This is a genomic window from Mangrovivirga halotolerans, from assembly GCF_026241165.1.
Lineage (GTDB): Bacteria > Bacteroidota > Bacteroidia > Cytophagales > Cyclobacteriaceae > Mangrovivirga > Mangrovivirga halotolerans.
In genome coordinates, this window is record NZ_JAPFQN010000007.1 from 105820 (window position 1) to 121244 (window position 15425).

Below are 15425 nucleotides of genomic sequence, written 5' to 3' on the forward strand. Positions count from 1 at the left end.
TCCTATTCGTTGTTATCTTGTTCCTGATTATTTTCTGCTGTATGATCTACCGCTTGAAGGCTATCAACCACGATTGTAACATGGTTTGAACGCTTTCTGATTCGGTGTGCTCGGCCCTGAGGTGCCGGACGAAGTCGCTTAAGCATGCGACCACTATCTACAAAGATTGTTTTAACGTACAAGTCAGCTTCCTCCAAATCGGCATCTTCATTCTTTTGCTGCCAATTGGCGATAGCAGAAAGTAACAATTTTTCCAGCCTGGCAGAACCATGCTTGGAATCAAACTTTAATATATTCAAGGCCCTGTTCACTCTTTCTCCACGGATCATATCCGCTACAAGACGCATCTTGCGAGGTGAAGTAGGCACATTGTTTAATTTTGCTATTGCTTCCATCTTTTTAGCGCTTAACGTTTGCCTTTATCCTTTTTGTTCACATGCCCTCTGTAGGTACGTGTTGGGGCAAATTCTCCTAACTTATGCCCTACCATGTTTTCTGTAACATAAACAGGGATAAATTTATTTCCGTTGTGGACCGCGAATGTAAATCCTACAAATTCCGGCGAAATCATTGATCTTCTCGACCAGGTCTTGATCACTGATTTTTTTCCGCTTTCATTCATGGCGTCGACTTTCTTCTCGAGCCTGAAATCAATATATGGTCCTTTTTTTAATGATCTAGCCATAATTATTTCTTCTTCTTCCTTCTACTGATGATTAATCTGTCAGAGTATTTCTTTGGTTTACGAGTTTTTAACCCTTTAGTGTAAAGTCCGTTTCTTGATCTAGGATGTCCTCCTGATGCACGTCCTTCACCACCACCCATTGGGTGATCAACAGGGTTCATTACAACACCACGTACTCGTGGACGTCGTCCCAACCATCTGTTTCTACCAGCTTTACCAAGCTTTACGTTCATGTGGTCAGAATTACTTACCGCACCAACTGTAGCATAACATCTGGTTAATACTCTTCTTGTTTCACCTGAAGGAAGCTTTATTGTAGCATAATTACCTTCACGAGCCAAAAGCTGAGCATAAGATCCTGCACTTCTTACCATAGCAGCTCCGTTTCCTGGTTGCAATTCTACATTGTGAAGAATTGTGCCTAAAGGAATTTTCGCTAATGGTAAAGCGTTTCCTAGCTCAGGAGCAGCATCCTGCCCTGCGATGATCTGTTGTCCTTCCTGTAATCCTTCAGGAGCAAGAATATATCTCTTCTCTCCGTCTGCATAGAACAACAACGCGATGAAAGCTGTACGATTCGGATCGTACTGGATACTTTTTACCGTTGCCGGGATATCTCTTTTATCTCTTTTGAAATCGATTATTCTGTATTTCTGCTTATGTCCGCCACCAATGTAACGCATTGTCATACGTCCCTGGTTGTTACGGCCACCTGATTTAGTTTTACCAACAAGCAATGACTTCTCTGGAGCATCCTTGCTGATTCCACTGTAAACAGGAGCTAATCTGTATCGTTGTCCCGGAGTTACCGGTCTTAATTTTTTAACTGCCATTTCTCAGTTGATTATATACCACTGTAAAAATCTATTACTTCGCCTTCTGCAACAGTAACAATTGCTTTCTTGTATGAAGGCTTTCTTCCGGTAAGGATTTGAGATTTAGTATATCTCGTCTTCTTCTTACCTAGTACGTTTATTGTGTTAACGGCTTCTACAGATACGCCGTAGGCTTGTTCAACAGCCTTTTTTATTTGCAGCTTATTGGCTTTTCGACTTACTACGAAGCCATACTTGCCCTTTTCGTTCATCTCCGAGACCTTTTCGGTCACTATAGGTTTAATCAGTACGCTCATGGCTTACTTATTAAAAAGTTTTTCCAATTGTTCCACACTGCTTTCGCTTAATATCAGCGTATCAGCATTAATCACTTTATACGTGCTCAATTCATCGCACGTGATTACGTCTGTCTTTTTGATGTTTCTGCTTGATAACAATAAATTCTTATCTGCAGAATCAACAACAAGTAACGTCTTTTTGTCAGCAAGAGACAATGCATTAAGCATTGACAAATACTCTTTAGTTTTTGGTGCATCAAATGAAACACCATCTAAAACTGTAATTGCTGAATCTTTTGCTTTATATGCTAAAGCACTTTTTCGTGCTAATTGCTTAACTTTTTTATTAAGCTTAAATCCGTAGTTTCTTGGCTGAGGACCAAATACACGTCCACCACCTTTGAAAATTGGAGATTTAATACTTCCTGCACGAGCAGTACCTGTACCTTTCTGTTTCTTTATCTTTCTGGTAGATCCGGTGATCTCAGCACGTTCTTTTGACTTGTGAGTACCCTGTCGTTGATTAGCCAGGTATTGTTTCACATCAAGATATATCGCGTGATCATTTGGTTCAATTCCAAAAACTGAATCAGCTAACTTAACCTTTCTACCCGTATCCTCTCCGGTTCTTGATAATACTGTTATTTCCATGATCTTACTTCTCTAGAATTAAGTATGAATTTTTTGCACCGGGTACCGAACCACTAACTAGGATAAGATTCTCATCAGCAAGAATCTTCATAACTTTTAAGTTCGTTACCTTAACTGATTTGTTTCCGGTCTGTCCAGCCATCTTCATTCCTTTGAATACTCTCGCCGGATACGATGCTGCACCAATTGATCCAGGTGCTCTTAATCTGTTGTGCTGACCATGAGTTGCCTGGCCTACACCACCAAATCCATGACGCTTAACTACACCTTGAAAACCTTTACCTTTGCTTACGCCTTTTACATCAAGGAAGTCACCTTCCTCAAAGACGTCCTGTACACTGACTTCTTTTCCAAGCTCAATACCACCTTCAAATTCAAGACGGAAATCTCTGAATTCCACTACCTTGGATTTTGGTGTTGTATCAGCTTTTTTAAAGTGACCTAACAATGCCTGAGGTGTACGTTTTTCTTTACGCTCACCGTACGCTAATTGTACAGCATTGTAGCCGTCAGTTTCTTCATTCTTCACTTGTGTAATCACACAAGGACCAGCCTCTATCACCGTGCATGCGACGTTTCGTCCATCGGCACCGTAAACGCTAGTCATTCCGATTTTTCTACCTATTATTCCTGACATTTCTTTAATTTTTAACTCCCTTTTGCACAACGAGTTGCGGAATCACCACGCAAAAGGACTGCAAAGATAGAAATTAATGTGATTAAAAAAAACTTATTATCAATAATTTCCGATTGCAGACTTTAGACAATAAAAAAAGAACCAATACAACGATTGGTTCTTTTATATTTCTGTGTATTAAGATCAAACTTTAATCTCTACATCAACACCACTTGGAAGTTCAAGCTTCATCAGAGCGTCTACAGTTTTTGCACTGTTAGAGTAGATATCTACCAGTCTTTTGTAAGTACAAAGCTGGAATTGCTCTCTTGACTTCTTGTTTACGTGTGGAGAACGTAAAACTGTAAAGATGTCCTTCTCTGTTGGAAGAGGAATAGGACCACTTACTACTGCTCCAGTAGTTTTTACAGCACGAACGATCTTTTCTGATGATTTATCAACGAGATTATGATCGTATGACTTAAGTTTTATTCTTATTTTCTGTGTCATAATTCTGTTTTTTAAACGGCTGTACCTTTAGTTTCAGCAATCACTTCGTCTGCTATGTTCTTAGGTACCGCATCGTAATGTGAGAACACTAGTGATGCAGTCGCTCTACCTGAAGAAATTGTTCTCAGGTCAGTAACATATCCGAATAGTTCTGATAAAGGAACATCACCTTTAATGATCTGAGCTCCTCCTTTAGTATCCATTCCTCTCATGATACCTCTTCTCTTATTCAAGTCACCAGTGATAGGACCAGTGAACTCTTCAGGAGTAACGATCTCAACTTTCATGATTGGCTCAAGTAATTGTGGTTGAGCTTTTGCAGCAGCAGCTTTAAAACCAAGTCTTGCAGCTAATTCGAAAGATAGAGCGTCAGAGTCAACATCATGGAATGAACCATGGAATAATCTAACGTATAAGTTATCTACAGGGAAGCCAGCCAACGGACCGTTTTTCATTGCTTCTCTGAAACCTTTTTCAATCGCAGGGATAAATTCTTTAGGAATAACACCACCAACGATCTTGTTATCAAATTGAAGTCCGTCTTTTGCAGCTTCGATCAACTTCTCATCATCGTCTTTTGCAGGTCCTAATTCGAATACGATATCAGCGAATTTACCTTTACCACCACTCTGCTTTTTGTAAACCTCTTTGTGCTCAACATAACCTGTAACAGATTCTTTGTAAGCAACCTGAGGAGCACCCTGGTTGATCTCAACTTTAAACTCTCTTTTCAGACGATCGATAATGATCTCAAGGTGAAGTTCGCCCATACCTCTAAGTACAGTCTGACCAGTTTCGTGATCAGTCTCAACGTGTAGAGTTGGATCTTCTTCAACTAGCTTGGCAATTGCAGTACCAAGTTTATCAACATCAGCCTGAGTTTTAGGCTCAATCGCGTAACCGATAACCGGCTCAGGGAATTCCATAGACTCAAGAATAAGCGGGTGCTTTTCTTCAGTTAGTGAATCACCTGTTTTGATATCTTTGAAACCTACACCAGCACAGATATCACCAGCCTCTACTTTATCGATAGGGTTCTGCTTATTAGAGTGCATCTGCATTAATCGAGAGATACGCTCTTTTTTACCTGTACGGTTGTTTAATATATAAGAACCAGCATCAAGAGTACCTGAATATACACGCATAAATGCAAGACGACCTACAAACGGGTCAGTAGCAATTTTAAATGCTAGTGCAGCGAAAGGCTCTTCGTTGTCCGGAGTTCTAGTTTCTTCTTTTTCTGTATTTGGATTAACACCTGTTACAGCAGGCATGTCATATGGAGAAGGCAAGTACGCACAAACTGCATCAAGTACTGCCTGAACACCTTTATTTTTAAATGCTGAACCACACATAACTGGAGACATAGACATGTCAATAACAGCTTTGCGGATTGCAGCCATCATTTCTTCTTCAGTAATTGAATCTGGATCTTCAAAGAATTTCTCTAGAAGAGCATCATCATATTCAGCAACTGCCTCAACAAGATTTTGTCTCCACTCCATAACTGTATCTTCGATATCAGCAGGAATATCAACAACCTCGTATGTCATTCCGAAATCTTCGTCGTTCCAGATTACAGCTTTATTAGTAATAAGGTCAACTACACCTTTAAATGAATCTTCAGCTCCGATAGGTACTTGAAGTGGAACAGGATTAGCGCCTAATTTGTCTTTGATTTCGTTAACAACATTGAAGAAGTCAGCTCCAGCACGGTCCATTTTGTTTACGAAACAAATTCGTGGAACTCTGTACTTGTCAGCTTGTCTCCATACTGTTTCAGACTGAGGTTCAACACCAGATACTGCACAGAAAAGAGCTACAGCTCCATCAAGAACACGTAGAGAACGCTCTACCTCAACGGTAAAGTCAACGTGACCCGGAGTATCGATGATGTTTACTTTGAATTCTTTAGTGTCATCCAGAGGCTGCCCTTGTTTGGTAGGGTACTTCCAGAAAGTAGTTGTAGCAGCTGAAGTAATTGTAATACCACGCTCCTGCTCTTGTTCCATCCAGTCCATTGTAGCGGCACCATCGTGTACCTCTCCAATTTTATGACTAAGACCGGTATAGAAAAGAATTCTTTCAGTCGTTGTCGTTTTCCCGGCATCAATGTGAGCCATGATACCGATGTTACGAAGGTAGGTTAAATCTTTTTTAGCCATTTTAATATCCTATTAGAATCTGAAGTGTGAAAAAGCTTTATTCGCTTCTGCCATACGGTGAGTATCATCCTTTTTCTTGATGGCAGCACCTTCACCTTTTGAAGCCGCAACGATTTCGTTAGCTAATCTTTCTACCATCGTTTTCTCATTTCTAGAACGTGAATAGGAGATTAACCACTTAATACCTAATGAAGTCTTTCTTTCTGGTCTAACTTCCATTGGTACCTGAAATGTAGCACCACCCACTCTTCTACTTTTTACCTCGACAGAAGGCATCACGTTATTAAGTGCTTTCTTCCAAACCTCTAATCCGTTTTCACCAGTTTTTTCATTAACAATATCGATCGCATCATAGAAAATGCCATATGCTAATGACTTCTTCCCATCAACCATCAGATAGTTAACGAATTTCGTTACTAATGTATCTTGAAATTTAGGATCCGGAAGGATGTATCTCTTTTTTGGTTTTGCTTTTCTCATTGCTGTGTAAAATTATTTTTTAGGTCTTTTAGCACCATATTTAGAACGACCTTGTAAACGTCCGTTTACCCCTGCAGTATCAAGCGCACCACGGATAATGTGATATCTTACACCAGGAAGGTCCTTTACACGACCACCGCGAATAAGCACGATTGAGTGCTCTTGCAGGTTGTGTCCTTCACCTGGGATATATGCGTTAACTTCTTTTCCATTTGTCAACCTTACTCTTGCCACTTTACGCATTGCAGAGTTAGGTTTTTTTGGAGTGGTAGTGTAAACCCTTGTACAAACCCCTCTCCTTTGTGGACATGAGTCCAAAGCGGGAGATTTTGATTTTGAGGTTAACTTTTTTCTACCTTTTCTTACTAATTGCTGTATAGTAGGCATTTAACTCTCTGTGTTTAATTTTAATATAGACCTATCGAAATTTTGGATTGCAAAGGTAGGAAAATCAGCGGATTATCCAAAGTATACTGACCAAATTTTCAGTATTTCTTTTTAAACCTTGCTTTAAGCTGTTTCCAACCCTATGCTTCTCCCATTGTTCCTCCGAAATTCATCGGGAATTTTGGTGTTTCCTGACTGTTTTTGATTGCCCCATAGGTACTTTCGTATTTCTCTATGTTGTCAGCCAAAGCATTCAGGAGACGCTTCGCATGCTCGGGCGTGATCACTACTCGTGATTTTACCTTTGCCTTTGGAACACCCGGCATTAAACGGATAAAATCAATAACAAACTCACTATTCGAATGTGCAATCATTGCAAGATTTGCATAAACACCCTCAGCTGTTTCTTCTGAAAGCTCAATATTAATCTGATTTTGTCCTTGTTTATCTTTTTCTTCTGCCATTGTATTTCGGAATTAATAAACAGGCACCCTGAAAAACTTTCGGGGTGCCTGATAAAATATGTTTTATAGAGCGGTCATTAATTTACCGCTTCTCTCTCACTACGCTCTTTCTTCCCGGCAAGCATTGCTTCGTACTCATCTTTAGGAGCAACGATCAGATTGTCGTAGTCACGGATTCCGGTTCCTGCTGGAATCAAGTGTCCTACGATCACGTTCTCTTTAAGTCCGAGTAACTGATCCCTCTTACCCCAGATAGAGGCTTCTGACAATACTTTAGTAGTTTCCTGGAAGGAAGCTGCAGAAATAAAGCTTTCTGTACCAAGAGATGCCTGAGTAATACCCTGAAGGATTGTTTTTGAAACTGCAGGCTGAGCATCTCTAACCTGAATAGTTTTCATATCCTTTCGTTTCAGCATAGAATTCTCATCTCTTAACTGACGTGCGGTGATGATCATACCTGGCTTCATTGTGCTACTGTCGCCTGCATCAGTAACGACTTTCTTGTCTAGCATTGTGTCGTTTTCATCTGCAAAAGCAAATCTATCAACTACCTGATTAACCAGGAAGCTTGTGTCACCTGCGTCAATTACTCTTACTTTCTGCATCATCTGCCTCACGATACCTTCAATGTGCTTATCATTGATCTTCACACCCTGAAGTCTGTATACTTCCTGTACCTCATTTACAAGATACTCTTGTACAGCTTTTGGTCCTTTGATAGAAAGGATATCGTTTGGTGTGATCGCTCCGTCAGAAAGCGGATAACCAGCTTTAACGAAGTCACCATCCTGAACAAGAATGTGTTTAGATAATGGCACCATGTAACGCTTCTTCACTCCATCTTTTGACTCAATGAAGATCTCTCTGTTACCACGTTTGATGTTACCGTAAGTTACAACACCGTCGATTTCAGAAACTACTGCAGGGTTCGATGGGTTACGAGCCTCAAATAACTCAGTAACTCTTGGAAGACCCCCTGTAATATCTCTGGACTTACCAGCGGTTCTAGGTATCTTAGCCAGTACCTGACCAGCCTTGATAGTTTGCCCCTCATCTACTGCAAGGTGAGCTCCTACAGGAATGTTATATCCCTTAGAATCACCTTTTGTAGGGTTAACTATAACCGTTGGGTTTTTAGTCTTATCTCTGGTTTCAATAATTACTTTTTCTCTGTGTCCTGTTTGCTCATCAGACTCTTCTTTATAGGTTATACCTTCTTCGATACTTTCGAATTCGATTGTACCATCAAATTCTGACAAGATAACAGCGTTATAAGGATCCCAGTAGCAAAGCTCTTGGCCTTTTTCTACTTTTTCACCTTCCTTAACAGTTAATGTAGCTCCATAAGGAACGTGATTACTGCTAAGCATTGTTTTCGATTTTGGATCGATGATCTTAACTTCTGTCATTCGACTCATTACGATCTCGATATTCTTACCTTCCTCATCTTTGGTCTTGATAGCTCTAAGACCTTCGAATTCGATAATACCGCTATTTCTTGCAGTGATTTTAGCATCAACTGCAATGTTTGAAGCAGTACCACCCACGTGGAAAGTTCTTAATGTTAACTGAGTACCTGGTTCACCAATAGATTGCGCAGCAATTACACCTACTGCCTCACCTTTCTGAACCATGTTACCAGTAGCAAGGTTTCTACCATAACACTTAGCACAACCTCCCTGTCTGGTTTCACAAGTTAAAAGAGACCTGATTTCAACTTCTTCAACTCCTGCTTCCTCAATATAATCAGCAATCTCATCTGTGATCTCCTCTCCTGCAGCCATGATTAATTCATCTGTTTCAGGATGGAAGATGTCGTGTACTGCTACACGACCAGCAATACGCTCAGCTAAAGATTCAACTACTTCTTCGTTATCTTTTAAAGCAGAAACTGCAAGTCCTCTTAATGTTCCACAATCTTCTTCTGAAACAACAAGATCCTGAGCAACATCAACAAGACGACGTGTTAAGTAACCAGCATCAGCTGTTTTAAGAGCTGTATCGGCCAGACCTTTACGAGCACCGTGTGTTGAAATAAAGTACTCAATTACATCGAGTCCCTCTTTAAAGTTAGAAAGAATCGGGTTTTCAATAATAGCACCAACAGATCCACTAAGGTTTTTCTGTGGTTTCGCCATCAATCCTCTCATTCCTCCCAACTGTCTGATCTGCTCTCTGGAACCTCGAGCTCCTGAGTGCATCATCATGTAAATACTGTTGAATCCCTGATTATCTTCTTCAAGTTGGGTCATCAAAGTATTAGTCAACTGAGAGTTAATTCTTGTCCAGATATCAATAACCTGGTTATAACGCTCGTTGTCAGTAATCAGACCCATCAGGTAGTTATTCCAAACTGCATCAACCTCTTCCTTGGCCTTATCAACCAATTCTTCTTTCGCTGTTGGAATAATAATATCACCAAGACCCATTGAAAGACCGCCTTTGTAGGCCATCTGGAATCCCAGTTCTTTAATATCATCAAGGAAATGTGCTGTCTTAGCCATTCCTGCGATATTGAATACTCTGGCTATAATCTGCTGAAGTTTTTTCTTTGTTAATAATTCATTAACAAATCCTACTTCCTCAGGTACATATTGGTTAAATAAAACTCTACCGGCAACAGTTTCAATTAATTGCTCTTCCAGTTCACCTTTAGAGTTTCTTGCCTTAGCTTTTACTTTAATATGTGCGTGTTTAGAGATTCTCTTCTCATTAAGAGCGATAATCACTTCTTCTGCACCATAGAAAGTCATTCCTTCTCCTGCAACCGGATGATCATCAGTAGATTTACGTCCTTTAGTAACGTAATAAAGACCAAGAACCATATCCTGTGAAGGTACTGCGATAGGAGCACCATTAGCAGGGTTAAGAATATTGTGCGATGATAACATCAGTACAGATGCTTCCAGAATAGCCTCGTGTCCCAGAGGAACGTGAACAGCCATCTGGTCACCATCGAAGTCGGCGTTAAAAGCTGTACAAACCAAAGGATGCAACTGGATAGCTTTTCCTTCGATAAGTTTAGGCTGGAACGCCTGAATACCAAGTCTGTGAAGAGTTGGAGCACGGTTAAGAAGTACAGGGTGTCCTTTCAATACATTCTCAAGAATATCCCATACTACCGGATCTTTTCTATCAACAATCTTCTTAGCAGACTTAACAGTTTTTACTATACCCCTTTCAATTAGCTTACGGATAATGAAAGGCTTGAATAACTCTGCAGCCATATCCTTAGGAAGACCACACTCATGAAGCTTAAGTTCAGGTCCTACAACAATTACAGAACGACCTGAATAGTCAACCCTTTTACCCAATAAGTTCTGACGGAATCGACCTTGCTTACCTTTAAGCATATCACTTAAAGATTTAAGTGCTCTGTTTCCATCAGATCGAACAGCATTTACCTTACGGCTGTTATCAAAAAGAGAATCAACTGCTTCCTGAAGCATACGCTTTTCATTACGTAAAATCACTTCAGGAGCCTTAATATCAATCAGCCTTTTCAGACGATTATTTCTAATTATAACCCTTCTGTAAAGGTCGTTAAGGTCAGAGGTTGCGAATCGACCGCCATCTAATGGCACAAGAGGCCTTAGTTCTGGTGGAATAACAGGTACCATACGGATAATCATCCACTCAGGTCTGTTTTCAATTCGTGTTTTAGCATCTCTGAATGCTTCAACAACCTTAAGTCTTTTCAGGGCTTCCGCTTTTCTTTGCTGAGAAGTATCAGTTGCTGCCTGGTGGCGTAACTGATAAGATAAATCATCAAGATCAAGTCGAGAAAGTAGCATCTCGATCCCTTCAGCTCCCATTCTTGCGATGAATTTATTTGGATCATTATCATCTAGGAGTTGATTTTCTCTTGGTAATTTATCCATGATATCAAGATATTCATCCTCTGTCAGGAAGTCCATCTGTTCGATACCATCTTCAGCTTTTAAACCTGGCTGAACAACAACGTAGCGCTCGTAATAAATAATTTGATCGAGCTTTTTAGTCGGAAGACCCAAAAGGTATCCGATTTTATTTGGCAATGAGCGGAAATACCAGATATGTGCTACAGGAACTACCAATTCAATGTGTCCCATGCGCTCACGTCGAACTTTCTTTTCAGTAACTTCAACACCGCAACGGTCACAGATAATTCCTTTATATCTGATTCTTTTGTATTTACCGCAATGACATTCCCAGTCTTTTACCGGACCAAATATTCTCTCACAGAACAAACCACCCATCTCTGGCTTGTAGGTTCTGTAATTGATAGTTTCCGGCTGGGTTACTTCACCAAAAGAGCTTTCCAGGATTGACTCCGGAGAAGCAAGGCTTATCGTAACCGTTGAAAAGTCATTGTTAATTTTTTTGTTTTTTCTAAATGCCATAATGTTCCTTATCTATAGGTAGGCACATCGCCTTAATTTAACATTTTTACTTGAGCGTAATTTCTAGAGCCAATCCTCTCAATTCATGAATCAATACGTTGAATGACTCAGGAATGTTCGGTCTTGGAAGATTATCTCCTTTTACAATTGCCTCGTAAGCTTTTGCTCTTCCTACAACATCATCAGACTTAATTGTCAGGATTTCCTGTAGAATATTAGCAGCACCGAATGCTTCGAGAGCCCAAACCTCCATCTCACCAAATCTCTGTCCACCAAACTGAGCTTTACCTCCGAGTGGTTGCTGAGTAATAAGTGAGTAAGGTCCAATTGAACGGGCGTGCATCTTGTCATCAACAAGGTGGCCCAGTTTCAACATATAAATTACACCCACAGTTGTAGGCTGGTCAAAACGCTCACCACTAAGTCCATCATGAAGGTGTGTTCTACCTAAATGCGGAAGACCTGCTTCTTTAAGCTCTGCATCAACTTCATCAGCAGTTGCTCCATCAAAGATCGGTGTAGCATATTTACGACCTAATTTTAATCCAGCCCAACCCAGTACGGTTTCGTATATCTGTCCAAGGTTCATACGTGAAGGTACACCTAGTGGGTTCAATACGATATCTACCGGGCTTCCATCCTCAAGGAATGGCATATCTTCTGCTCTAACGATTTTGGCTACAACACCTTTGTTACCGTGACGGCCTGCCATTTTATCACCAACTTTTAGTTTACGCTTCTTAGCAATATAAACTTTAGCGAGTCTAACAATTCCAGCAGGAAGCTCGTCACCAACCTCCAAGGTAAATCGCTCACGCTTAAATTCACCTGCAAGTTCGTTACGTCTATTTAAGTAATTCTTAACAAGAGTTACAAGTAGCTCATTAGTTTTTTCATCATCAGTCCAGTTTTCAAGGATAACATCTGCAATCAAGTTAACCTCTTCCGGAACTGCATAACCAGATTCGTCTCTGTATATATTCTTTTCAGGGAATAAGTTATTCTCAATATTCTGGTGATTGAATTTAACTCCTTTGCTGAGCAGTTCATCCCCAAATTTATGTTTAACACCCTGTGAAGTTTTGCCTTCAAGAAGAGATACAAGCTTATTAATCATTTTAGCTCTCAATCCTCTAAGGTTTTTAGAGTACTCAGCCATCAGAGTTTGAACCTCTTTTTTAGCTCTTGCTCTTGATTCCTTATCTTTTTTAGGTCGAGAGAATAATTTTGTATCAATTACCACACCTTTAACTGATGGAGGAACGCGTAGAGATGCATCTTTTACATCACCAGCCTTATCTCCAAAGATAGCGCGAAGTAATTTTTCTTCCGGAGTTGGATCACTTTCTCCTTTTGGAGTGATCTTACCGATCAAAATATCTCCTTCTTTAACTTCAGCTCCGGTTCTGATAACACCATTTTCATCAAGATGTTTAACCGCTTCCTCACTTACGTTAGGAATTTCAGAAGTTAATTCTTCTTCACCACGTTTTGTATCTCTAACTTCTAATTCATATTCATCAATGTGAATAGAAGTGAAAATATCATCTCTTACAACTTTTTCAGAAATAACGATCGCATCCTCAAAGTTATATCCCTGCCATGGCATGAAAGCTACTTTCATGTTTCTACCAAGAGCAAGCTCACCCTGATCAGTTGCGTAACCATCACACAATACCTGGCCTTTTTCAACTCTCTCGCCTTTCTTCACGATTGGCACAAGGTTAAGGCTGGTATCCTGGTTAGTTCTTCTGAATTTAATCAGATTATAAGTAACTACATCATCATCAAAGCTTACTAGACGCTCATTTTCAGATCTGTCGTAACGAACTTTGATAACCGTAGAATCTACGAAATCTATTTCACCATCTGCCTCTGCAACAACAAGAGTTCTTGAATCCAGGGCAACTCGCTTCTCAAGACCAGTTCCAACAATAGGAGCTTCTGGTCTTAATAAAGGAACAGCCTGGCGCTGCATGTTCGATCCCATCAACGCACGGTTTGCATCATCATGCTCAAGGAAAGGAATCATTGATGCCGCAACAGATACAATCTGGTTTGGAGCAACGTCCATGTAAGAAAGCTCATGCGGCTCCATTACCGGGAAGTCACCTTCATATCTGGCCTTTACTCTGTCATTCACATAATCACCGTTATCAGTGATTGGTGCGTTTGCCTGAGCAATGTAATGATTGTCTTCTTCTTCAGCAGTAAGGTAAACTACATCACTTGTCACTTTACCATCCTGAACTTTTCTATATGGAGTTTCGATGAATCCCATGCTATTCACTTTCGCGTGAACACAAAGAGATGAAATCAATCCAATATTTGGACCTTCAGGAGTCTCGATCGTACAAAGACGACCGTAGTGAGTATAGTGAACGTCACGAACCTCGAAACCAGCTCTTTCTCGAGAAAGACCTCCAGGTCCTAATGCAGACATTCTTCTTTTATGAGTAACCTCAGCTAATGGGTTAGTTTGATCCATGAACTGAGATAACTGGTTAGTACCAAAGAAAGAGTTGATCACTGAAGATAACGTTCTGGCGTTGATCAGATCAACAGGCTTGAAGTCTTCGTTATCTCTAACATTCATTCTTTCTTTAATAGTACGAGCCATTCTCGCAAGACCAACTCCAAACTGAGAGTAAAGTTGTTCACCAACTGTTCTTACCCTTCTGTTACTTAAGTGGTCAATATCATCAACAACTGCTTTACTGTTGATCAATCCGATCAGATATTTAACAATTAGGATTATATCCTCAGTAGTTAATACTCTTGAATCTTTAGAATGATCAAGACCAAGCTTTGTGTTAATTCTGTAACGTCCAACTTCACCCAGGTCATAACGTTTATCACTAAAGAAAAGGTTTTGAATAATCTCTCTTGCAGTGGCTTCGTCAGGAGCCTCAGTATTACGAAGTTGTCTGTAAATCTGTTCTACTGCTTCCTTCTCAGAATTTGAGTTATCCTTTTGAAGGGTATTATATATAATAGAGTAGTCAGTTACGTTAGCATCTTTTCTATGCAGGATGATTGATTTAACACCTGCATCAAGAATTAAATCTATATCTTCTGAAGTTAGAACAGAGTCACGTTCAAGGATTACTTCGTTACGGTCGATTGATACAACCTCACCAGTATCTTCATCCACAAAGTCTTCAGTCCAGGTACGGAGAACTCTTGCAGCTAACTTTCTATCAATAACTTTTTTAAGGTTTGCCTTAGTAGCTTCAACTTCTTCAGATAGGTCGAAAAGATCAAGAATATCTTTATCAGATCCGAAGCCGATAGCTCTTAGGAGAGTTGTGACCGGGAATTTTTTCTTCCGGTCGATATAGGCATACATGACGTTGTTTACGTCAGTGGCAAACTCTATCCACGATCCTTTAAAAGGAATAATTCTCGCGGAGTACAAAGTAGTACCATTTGTGTGTTTACTTTGAGCAAAGAAAACACCAGGAGAACGGTGTAACTGAGAAACGATTACACGTTCAGCACCATTGATCACGAAAGATCCTTTAGCGGTCATTAACGGAACGCTTCCAAGGAAAACTTCCTGCTCAATAGTTTCAAAATCTTCATTGTCCTCATCGTTACAAGAGAGTCGTAATTTTGCTTTTAAAGCAACTGCATACGTCAAACCACGATCGATACACTCCTGTACAGAATATTTAGGGGGGTCGATAGTATAGTCGACGAATTCAAGAACAAAATTTTCTCTTGAGTCAGAAATAGGGAAATTCTCCATAAATACTTTATAGAGACCTTCGTGATTTCTTTTTTCCGCAGGGGTATCCAATTGGAAGAAATCGCGGAAAGATTGTAATTGTACATCCAAGAAATCAGGGTAATCAATTACTGACTTTATAGATGAGAAATTAATTCTTTCGGTTTGAATCTTATTAGCCAAGACTATCAGAGTTTAAGTTTTCACAAAAGGTGCCGGGTTTCGCTTTGAAACCCGACAC

Annotated in this window: 13 protein-coding genes; all 13 read right to left on the minus strand. The window is 40.1% G+C overall.

Annotated features, from left to right (window positions below; genetic code table 11):
* Positions 1-2: 2 nt before the first annotated feature.
* The gene (rplV, locus tag OO013_RS14230) at positions 3-395 is read right to left on the minus strand and encodes a 50S ribosomal protein L22 (RefSeq protein ID WP_266057586.1); all 393 of its coding nucleotides are present in this window, start codon (positions 393-395) and stop codon (positions 3-5) included.
* Positions 396-406: 11 nt separating this feature from the next.
* Positions 407-685: a 30S ribosomal protein S19 gene (rpsS, locus tag OO013_RS14235; RefSeq protein WP_266057587.1), complete on the minus strand. Its 279-nt coding sequence runs from the start codon at positions 683-685 to the stop codon at positions 407-409.
* A gap of 2 nt (positions 686-687) precedes the next feature.
* Positions 688-1518, minus strand: a complete 831-nt coding sequence (gene rplB, locus OO013_RS14240; protein WP_266057588.1) for a 50S ribosomal protein L2 — start codon at positions 1516-1518, stop codon at positions 688-690.
* 11 nt (positions 1519-1529) lie between these two features.
* Complete coding sequence (gene rplW / locus OO013_RS14245; protein ID WP_266057589.1) at positions 1530-1817, minus strand: 50S ribosomal protein L23; 288 nt, start codon at positions 1815-1817, stop codon at positions 1530-1532.
* Between the two features lie 3 nt (positions 1818-1820).
* The gene (rplD, locus tag OO013_RS14250; protein ID WP_266057590.1) at positions 1821-2450 is read right to left on the minus strand and encodes a 50S ribosomal protein L4; all 630 of its coding nucleotides are present in this window, start codon (positions 2448-2450) and stop codon (positions 1821-1823) included.
* A gap of 4 nt (positions 2451-2454) precedes the next feature.
* Positions 2455-3087 carry a 50S ribosomal protein L3 gene (gene rplC / locus OO013_RS14255; RefSeq protein ID WP_266057685.1) on the minus strand — a complete coding sequence of 211 codons (633 nt, stop codon included), beginning with the start codon at positions 3085-3087 and terminating at the stop codon, positions 2455-2457.
* A gap of 183 nt (positions 3088-3270) precedes the next feature.
* Positions 3271-3576 carry a 30S ribosomal protein S10 gene (gene rpsJ, locus OO013_RS14260; RefSeq protein ID WP_137089622.1) on the minus strand — a complete coding sequence of 102 codons (306 nt, stop codon included), beginning with the start codon at positions 3574-3576 and terminating at the stop codon, positions 3271-3273.
* Between the two features lie 11 nt (positions 3577-3587).
* Complete coding sequence (gene fusA, locus OO013_RS14265) at positions 3588-5741, minus strand: elongation factor G (RefSeq protein WP_266057591.1); 2154 nt, start codon at positions 5739-5741, stop codon at positions 3588-3590.
* Between the two features lie 12 nt (positions 5742-5753).
* Entirely contained in the window at positions 5754-6221 is a 468-nt protein-coding gene (rpsG, locus tag OO013_RS14270) for a 30S ribosomal protein S7 (protein ID WP_266057592.1), read from the minus strand.
* Between the two features lie 12 nt (positions 6222-6233).
* Entirely contained in the window at positions 6234-6608 is a 375-nt protein-coding gene (gene rpsL, locus OO013_RS14275) for a 30S ribosomal protein S12 (protein WP_137089619.1), read from the minus strand.
* Positions 6609-6748: 140 nt separating this feature from the next.
* Complete coding sequence (locus tag OO013_RS14280; RefSeq protein ID WP_137089618.1) at positions 6749-7072, minus strand: DUF3467 domain-containing protein; 324 nt, start codon at positions 7070-7072, stop codon at positions 6749-6751.
* A 77-nt stretch (positions 7073-7149) separates the two neighbouring features.
* The gene (rpoC, locus tag OO013_RS14285; RefSeq protein WP_266057593.1) at positions 7150-11454 is read right to left on the minus strand and encodes a DNA-directed RNA polymerase subunit beta'; all 4305 of its coding nucleotides are present in this window, start codon (positions 11452-11454) and stop codon (positions 7150-7152) included.
* Positions 11455-11500: 46 nt separating this feature from the next.
* Positions 11501-15367: a DNA-directed RNA polymerase subunit beta gene (gene rpoB / locus OO013_RS14290; RefSeq protein WP_266057594.1), complete on the minus strand. Its 3867-nt coding sequence runs from the start codon at positions 15365-15367 to the stop codon at positions 11501-11503.
* Positions 15368-15425: the final 58 nt, after the last annotated feature.

Coding starts and splice junctions, on each gene's coding strand:
- rplV (WP_266057586.1), bottom strand. CDS start 395: ATGGAAGCAATAGCAAAATTAAACAATGTGCCTACTTCACCTCGCAAG.
- rpsS (WP_266057587.1), bottom strand. CDS start 685: ATGGCTAGATCATTAAAAAAAGGACCATATATTGATTTCAGGCTCGAG.
- rplB (WP_266057588.1), bottom strand. CDS start 1,518: ATGGCAGTTAAAAAATTAAGACCGGTAACTCCGGGACAACGATACAGA.
- rplW (WP_266057589.1), bottom strand. CDS start 1,817: ATGAGCGTACTGATTAAACCTATAGTGACCGAAAAGGTCTCGGAGATG.
- rplD (WP_266057590.1), bottom strand. CDS start 2,450: ATGGAAATAACAGTATTATCAAGAACCGGAGAGGATACGGGTAGAAAG.
- rplC (WP_266057685.1), bottom strand. CDS start 3,087: ATGTCAGGAATAATAGGTAGAAAAATCGGAATGACTAGCGTTTACGGT.
- rpsJ (WP_137089622.1), bottom strand. CDS start 3,576: ATGACACAGAAAATAAGAATAAAACTTAAGTCATACGATCATAATCTC.
- fusA (WP_266057591.1), bottom strand. CDS start 5,741: ATGGCTAAAAAAGATTTAACCTACCTTCGTAACATCGGTATCATGGCT.
- rpsG (WP_266057592.1), bottom strand. CDS start 6,221: ATGAGAAAAGCAAAACCAAAAAAGAGATACATCCTTCCGGATCCTAAA.
- rpsL (WP_137089619.1), bottom strand. CDS start 6,608: ATGCCTACTATACAGCAATTAGTAAGAAAAGGTAGAAAAAAGTTAACC.
- OO013_RS14280 (WP_137089618.1), bottom strand. CDS start 7,072: ATGGCAGAAGAAAAAGATAAACAAGGACAAAATCAGATTAATATTGAG.
- rpoC (WP_266057593.1), bottom strand. CDS start 11,454: ATGGCATTTAGAAAAAACAAAAAAATTAACAATGACTTTTCAACGGTT.